Source organism: Dehalococcoidia bacterium, from assembly GCA_022449765.1.
Classification (GTDB): Bacteria; Chloroflexota; Dehalococcoidia; order Lucifugimonadales; family Australimonadaceae; genus UBA2963.
This window is the reverse complement of the sequence record JAKUPZ010000025.1, coordinates 1-6,690: the sequence shown is the minus strand read 5'-3', so window position 1 is coordinate 6,690 and position 6,690 is coordinate 1. Positions and strand designations below refer to the sequence as shown.

The window sequence follows — 6,690 nt, the reverse complement described above, 5'->3', positions numbered from 1 at the left end:
ACACCCGCTCCCACTGTAACACCTACATTGATACCCACTCCTACTCCATCACTAAGTTCGATAGTGGGGCAAGTGACACCGGGTGTTATTCAGGTGATAGCTGACAATTCCTTGGGGTCCGGCTTTGTCTATAGGTACGACGAAATCACTAAGGCCATAGAAATTATTACAAACCACCATGTTATCGAAGGCTCATCATCAGTAAGCATTAAAAACGATTTAGGGTTATCACTTAGCGCAACGGTTACCGGAGCAGACTCGACTAAAGATATCGCATTGCTCTCTGCATGCTGCGTCTCTGACGTGGAACAATTCAAGGTTTTACCAATGATTGATTCTTCTGAGCTAAAGTCAGGTAGCTCAGTTTTTGCAATCGGATATCCGCTGGGAGTCGACTCGACAGTGGTGACCTCGGGTATTGTTTCACGACGCTTTTTCCAAGACTCTAATACTCGTTGGGTTATTCAGACCGATGCCGCATTAAACCCTGGTAATAGCGGGGGCCCATTACTCACTCTTGATGGGAGAGTAGTAGGTATAAATACTTACGGTATTGTGGAAAGCCAGGGAATCCGAGTGGAGGCACATGGATTTGCAGTTGCCTCTGAGACTATTAGTGAGAACATTGATAAATTACCTGTATTTAAGGTAAGTACTCCTACTCCAACTCCGGTACCTACATCGACACCTACACCAGCAGCTACGGCTTCGTCGGGCAGTAATATCCTGGCAGGTCCATATGACATACCTATACTTCATTCAACGAATAGTATTGCGGGATTTTGGGCGCAAGTGAATTTAAGAAACTTCCGAACAAGCGCCACTTTTAAGAACCCTTATGATGCCATGACATCGAATAGCGTTGGCTGGGATTATGGTTTCAGGTTTCGCTCAAATTCACGATCGGCACCAAAATCGAATGATTATTTTATTGTGTATGCGGATCCTTCAGACAGTTCGCCAAGGTGGTACCACCAGAGATATATGTGGCAGGCAGGTATTTTTTCAGGATGGTCAACGATAGAGCAGGGGCGTCTTTATAACTTAAAAACGATGGAAAACGAGGAAAATGCTATTGAAATTAATGTCACTGACGCTGACAGGGCAGTTGTGTCAGTAAATGGTTCACAAATAGTAATTCTTAAATTGGACGGATCTGCAGACTCCGGCGATATAGGGGTAATTCATGGGTTATACACGGATAATAGCGTGCAGGGAGAAGTAACTTATGTCACAGATTTTACGATTTGGAACAATTGATCAGGCGAGGGAAATATGCTTAATTTAAAGAGAAACAGCAAGGGTGAATTAGTACCTGCACCAGGGATTCGTACGCGCTCTTCTTCTATATACGACCCTTCGGATTCAAAACCTTTCAATATAAGCAGGTCAAAATTTAGCGATTTTCTAACATGCCCTAGATGCTTTTACCTAGATAGAGTAAAAGGATTGGCCTCACCCGGTACTCCTGGCTGGACATTGAATGAGACTACAGACATTTTGTTGAAAAGAGAATTTGATGAATGCAGGGAAGCGCAGATCGCTCATAGGTCATTCGAAAAGGCTGGCTTAAAAAACATTGTACCTTTCGCTCACAGCGAGATGGACAATTGGCGTAACTCACTACATCATGGATTGAAATACGAAATCCCCGACACCAATATCACTTTATCCGGAGGAATTGATGATATCTGGCAGGACATTATTTCTGAACAACTTATAGTAGTTGACTATAAATCCCAGGCAAGCAGCTATCCCGTTAACACAGAGGATTACCTGAATGGTACGTACCACCAAGGATACAAAGTCCAGATGGATTTCTATGCTTTCTTACTGACTAAAATGGGTTTTGATGTAGCTCCTATTGCCTATTTCTACGTATGCAATGCTGACCGATTAGCCTCTGGATTTGGAGGCAAGATGACTTTCGAAGAGACACTGGTGCCATACCATTGGGACTCTAGTTGGATTGAGCCCAAGATTTACGAGATGCTGGAAACGTTAAATTCTGACACAATGCCCGACTCTAACGTCGCATGTGAGAATTGTGCGTACTCAAGGGAAAGAGCAATTATGGAAAAGGGCTTAGGTTAGCTACTCTTCGATGTGCCAGTGCTCGACTACAGCTCCATCAATAAGCGAGTAGAGCTCTTCGATAATGGGACCAATCTGCTCGCCCATTTCCCCATACCCATTCATCAAAGCTTCCAATGCAGATAAATCCTCAACTTCCAATTCCCATGCAATTCGATCGGTAGCCCCACTTAGATAGTCCGTTAGGATTCGACCCGACTGCAAACCCGAAGCACTAACAATTGCTTGTGTTTTCTTAAGGTTTTCTATCACAGCTCCGCCTCTGCCGACTTTTGCCTGAAATGTTCTGCGTGACACAATCATGATTCACCTCTTATTCCTTGGGAGCATACTACATGCGAGCTTTGAATAAGAGCTGCATAGAATCGTACGCGAGACCTTAATTTAATTTTAAAATTTTCAATTGCTCTGATTTTGGCTTATCTAAGAAAGTGTCAAATTCTGAATAAAATTCATCCAAAGTGAGTCCAAAGGCATTTTTGAACGCCTTTTCAAAACCAACGTATGCCACGTTTGGGAAGTGCTCTACAAAGAATGCATCTTCTCCAGAGCGATTCACAAGCCAGGCAGTTGCCCACGTACCAGTATCGTAGTACAACTGTCCACCGCAACGGCATAATTCCGCAATTTGACGTTGACCCTTCCGAGTTGCTACATCGCGCAGCGAATAGCCTCTTTGCTTTACATTTAATGCTGATTCAAGGTTTTGCTTCATAGTACTTTCGAAATTGGCCCATCCACGTTTGTCGGAATAATATTGCGCAAAATATTCTGCAGAGCCTTCTTCAAGCCAAACTGGCCCAAATCCAAATTCGCATAATTTGTTTTCTTCATCGGAGCACCGTATTTCGTGAGGGTGCACAATCTGTGCGTTTTGAACCACGTGTATGTACTCGTGCAAAGTAACTTTTCGGAGCTGATTTCCCCTTAGCATCGCATCGGGTGCGCTGTAAGTGAAGTATTGAATGCGTACAGGATTCAACGGTACGGGGGGATCGTGTACTGCTCCGCAGCATTCATCAAACCCTGAAATAAAAGCCAAGGTCTCATCGAAACAATCTTTGAAAGGTCGGTGAGGATGATATTTTGCTCGGATTCTGCAGCTTTGCGTAGCAAGATATTCTACAGACGGGTCTTGGTATTGGACTGCTATAGCAACAACTGGGCCCCACTTCCCGAATATCTCCTCGCCGTAATCAACTCCTTCGGAGATCGCTTCAAGCACCTCGCTTTCGAGCGCTTCCCCTCCCACAAGTAAAAGAGGGGCATTCGTTTTCCCTGCATCAATCAGGCAGGAAATTTTTTCGGAATCAAGTTGAAGCAAATGCGGATCAACGTCCTTAACCCCAGCGCATATATTTTTTTGATAATTAGGTACCTCCTGATCAATTGAAGTTAATTGAATGAATTTAGCGTCCTTATCAAATTTTGTAACCTCCTCAATATATGGGGTATTGGTTGGAACTGGTGTTGGTACAGGAAGCGTATCTACAGCAGTGGCAGATCCTTGGCTTTGGGTTTTACTACTTACTGGATCAGTGTCACTATTGCATCCGGCAGTGATAATCAAAGCTAAAATGGCGAAGGCTGTTACTATACGAGTCGACATTAGTTAGGTTTCCGGGTAATTGAAAGTTGCACGGGATGGGGTTACAGCATAAGTTCTTTTGACTTTTGGGTAATATAAAAAGCGCATACCGATAAATTGAGGATACATGACTTCAAACTATGAAATAAAGAATTGCTCTGAAGAAGAATGGGAAGCAAGGGTTCATCTAGCAGCTGCCTACAGGCTCACAGACTACTTTGGAATGACTGATTTACTGTATAACCACATTACGTGCCGAGTCCCTGGAACCGACGACCAATTTCTGATCAATGAATTCGGTTTGGGCTACAACGAAATTACTGCTTCAAATTTGGTCAAGATAGATATCAATGGCAATATCCTTCAGGAAGGTGAACACAGAATCAACTTCCCGGGCTATGTCATTCATTCGGCAGTACACGGGGCACGACATGATGTCGAGTGTGTAATGCATACGCATACAACCTACGGGATGGCGGTTTCAACATTAGAAGATGGGTTAATTCCATTACAGCAGGATAATTACCAATTTTATAATCGTGTTGCATATCACGATTTTGAAGGCCAGGCACTTGATACTGACGAACGGGAAAGCCTGGTAAATGACCTTGGTGATAAGAACGTGATGATCCTTAAGAATCACGGGCTTCTTACCACGGGGCAATCAGTAGCTGAGGCCTGGGTATCAATGTGGGAACTTGAAAAAGCATGCAAAGTACAGATACTTGCACAGTCATCAGGGCAAGTAATTCACCACCCTTCGACAGAAACAATGGAAAAAGCATCGAGTGCTCGCAATTTTCGCTACGAGTCCATTGAGTGGCCATGGCTACTCAGGTTGCTCGATGCAAAGGACCCATCCTACAAAAGCTAATCAGCTACTACTTATCAAGGAGATAGATATGGAATTAACTGCAGAACGGGTGTCGCAAGTCCTCGACCAAGCACACACAAAAGCTAAAGAACTCGGCCTAAATATAACGATCGCTGTAGTCGACGAGACTGGTAAGCGCAGAGGTCTGCTTAGTATGGAAAAATCGCGATTCACAACAATAGAAATTGCTGAAGGTAAGGCCTTGGCATGTGCAGGCGTTCAAAAGCCTACAGCTGAGGTTGTTGATCGTGCTTCAAGGCCAGTTTTCATGTTTCAGATGATTCATGACAAATTTATTTTCGCTCAAGGCGGGGTCCCGATTCTGGAGAATGGCGAATTTGTAGGGGCTTGTGGAGTGAGTGGAGGTAATTCTCCACAGGATGATGAAGACATTGCTTATGCCGGTGTTGCTACCTAGGCTTACGCTCTAGAAAATTGATTTACAAACACTGGGGTACCCGTAGTTAAAAGAGATTTACGGAAACTATTTCTTGAGATTAGCTCTATTGCTTCAGTACCTAGCGGTAGGCCAAATTCCTGACTAACGACTATATTTGCACATTTCTCAGCTGAGAAATTGCCTTCATGGGCCCAAAATTTTATTGCCTGTCTTATGTGATTGGCATGCTTGCTCTTCCGAACAATACTTAAAAGATTTTGTGATTTCATACGAGCTAACGTCAAAGCATTGATATTTGCTGCATCGGTTAAAAGCCTTAAGAAAAGACCTATATGCATGCGCTTATACATATAAAGACCAATGAAGCGATGGCATGCATCGCTTCCAAGTAGCTTAATCGCAGGATTTCCGGCAAATTGCGGCATCTTTTGATAAACAAATTGTGCTATGCCATCAGGTTCGTCTTGATAGTACATGGAAAACTCAGTGATATGCCTCAAAACGCTATGAAGCTCCTGAATGGAATCGTGAAAAATACTTTTGAAATCTTCGAGCAACTGGTAATAGCGAAATGCTCCATCTGGGGCAAAGTCATTTTTAACTGCTTTTACCCATGCATCCTGCAATAAAGGAGGGTAGAGACATGCTCGTGCCTTTGTCGAATCGTCAAATATTGGAGCCTGGAATTCTATTTTATATGCTATGCGCTTGAAATTGATTGCCATTCATTAAGCATATTGAGCCTGTAGGCCTAGTACGCAATGGTGAAATGTCACTAGGAGTTTTTAACGATTTAGGAAACGATTAAAAACATTAGATAAAAGTTTTGAAATATTGTTATCAAAATTATTGGTGGGAAGGCTTCCGCAAAAAGTAATTGATCCTGTGGAAAAAACAGCACCGCCAGCATCGTTTTCAAAATAAGTCATATCTGCACGAATCAAATCTTTGCTTGGAACTCCGGGGAGATTGGTCAGGTGAGTGAGATGCTCTTCAGGCACTAACACGAAAGTGGAATTATGATTTTCAGAAGAGGCAACAACTATCGCGTTTTTGGGCGACCCTAGGTGCTGATCATAACGATCAAGTTCAAAGCCAGCTGCACCACCCCCACTGAACCCAAAATCCCCCAGCAAATCATCATCAATACCTTCAAACATCCATGCAAAGAACTTTGAGTAGCTTGGCTTTGTCCGTCGATAGTACGACCCATAGAATTGACCTTGTGCAGAAAATCCCACACCTGCAAGTAATTGAGGGCGGCGTCCGCTTCTGCGCCATAAGCCACCATACTTCCCGTCGAAGGAGTTATAGTATTCTCCTGGCTCCGCAGCCCAGGCACGAATACCACCCTCTGCTCGGCGAATTTCAATGAGGGCAGGGTTTTCTGGATGAACTGCCACGCGCCAGTAGAATCCATTTCCTCCCAAATAAACGAGTTTCCCTCCGGAGTCCCTGTAAACATGGCGTGCGTCAAGCGTGGCTTTTGTCTGGTACTCGGGATGCGAACCGGGCACAACTAACGCATAGCTGGACAGCACATCCATTCCTTCATTATGCAACTCATAATCAGTGATGACGTCAAACTCGTAGCCCATATGCTCCATCCAGGAAGTTAAATGGCTATCTGCCTGAAAATGACGGAGTCCAGAGCAAGAATTTGCTCCAACCGGGAGGTATCCAGGTCGAAGATTGACTAATGGCCGCCTGTAGCTGGCGTGGCATATCCCGCTT

General features: G+C 44.0%; 8 protein-coding genes. 4 read left to right on the top strand and 4 right to left on the bottom strand.

Annotated features, from left to right (window positions below):
- A partial coding sequence (locus tag MK127_08100; protein MCH2532752.1) for a trypsin-like peptidase domain-containing protein occupies window positions 1-1,260 on the top strand: 1,260 nt, incomplete at its 5' end.
- A 15-nt stretch (window positions 1,261-1,275) separates the two neighbouring features.
- Window positions 1,276-2,094: a PD-(D/E)XK nuclease family protein gene (locus tag MK127_08095; GenBank protein MCH2532751.1), complete on the top strand. Its 819-nt coding sequence runs from the start codon at window positions 1,276-1,278 to the stop codon at window positions 2,092-2,094.
- On the opposite strand, the gene MK127_08090 is transcribed toward MK127_08095, so the two are convergent.
- Both MK127_08090 and MK127_08085 read right to left on the bottom strand, forming a co-directional pair.
- Window positions 2,095-2,397, bottom strand: a complete 303-nt coding sequence (locus MK127_08090) for a hypothetical protein (protein ID MCH2532750.1) — start codon at window positions 2,395-2,397, stop codon at window positions 2,095-2,097.
- 76 nt (window positions 2,398-2,473) lie between these two features.
- Entirely contained in the window at window positions 2,474-3,703 is a 1,230-nt protein-coding gene (locus MK127_08085; protein ID MCH2532749.1) for a hypothetical protein, read from the bottom strand.
- A 106-nt stretch (window positions 3,704-3,809) separates the two neighbouring features.
- Here MK127_08085 and MK127_08080 point away from each other — a divergent pair, with 106 nt between their 5' ends.
- Window positions 3,810-4,556 carry a class II aldolase/adducin family protein gene (locus MK127_08080; GenBank protein MCH2532748.1) on the top strand — a complete coding sequence of 249 codons (747 nt, stop codon included), beginning with the start codon at window positions 3,810-3,812 and terminating at the stop codon, window positions 4,554-4,556.
- 28 nt (window positions 4,557-4,584) lie between these two features.
- Window positions 4,585-4,974 carry a heme-binding protein gene (locus MK127_08075; protein ID MCH2532747.1) on the top strand — a complete coding sequence of 130 codons (390 nt, stop codon included), beginning with the start codon at window positions 4,585-4,587 and terminating at the stop codon, window positions 4,972-4,974.
- Window positions 4,975-4,976: 2 nt separating this feature from the next.
- Here the strand turns inward: MK127_08075 and MK127_08070 are convergent, their stop codons facing one another.
- Together MK127_08070 and MK127_08065 are read right to left on the bottom strand one after the other, a co-directional pair.
- Window positions 4,977-5,681, bottom strand: a complete 705-nt coding sequence (locus tag MK127_08070) for a hypothetical protein (protein MCH2532746.1) — start codon at window positions 5,679-5,681, stop codon at window positions 4,977-4,979.
- A gap of 60 nt (window positions 5,682-5,741) precedes the next feature.
- On the bottom strand, window positions 5,742-6,690 hold a 949-nt coding region (locus tag MK127_08065; GenBank protein MCH2532745.1), incomplete at its 5' end, for a N,N-dimethylformamidase large subunit.

Bases quoted from the DNA above. Each gene is read 5' to 3' on its own strand.
- MK127_08095 (MCH2532751.1), top strand. From the start codon at position 1,276: ATGCTTAATTTAAAGAGAAACAGCAAGGGTGAATTAGTACCTGCACCA.
- MK127_08090 (MCH2532750.1), bottom strand. From the start codon at position 2,397: ATGATTGTGTCACGCAGAACATTTCAGGCAAAAGTCGGCAGAGGCGGA.
- MK127_08085 (MCH2532749.1), bottom strand. From the start codon at position 3,703: ATGTCGACTCGTATAGTAACAGCCTTCGCCATTTTAGCTTTGATTATC.
- MK127_08080 (MCH2532748.1), top strand. From the start codon at position 3,810: ATGACTTCAAACTATGAAATAAAGAATTGCTCTGAAGAAGAATGGGAA.
- MK127_08075 (MCH2532747.1), top strand. From the start codon at position 4,585: ATGGAATTAACTGCAGAACGGGTGTCGCAAGTCCTCGACCAAGCACAC.
- MK127_08070 (MCH2532746.1), bottom strand. From the start codon at position 5,681: ATGGCAATCAATTTCAAGCGCATAGCATATAAAATAGAATTCCAGGCT.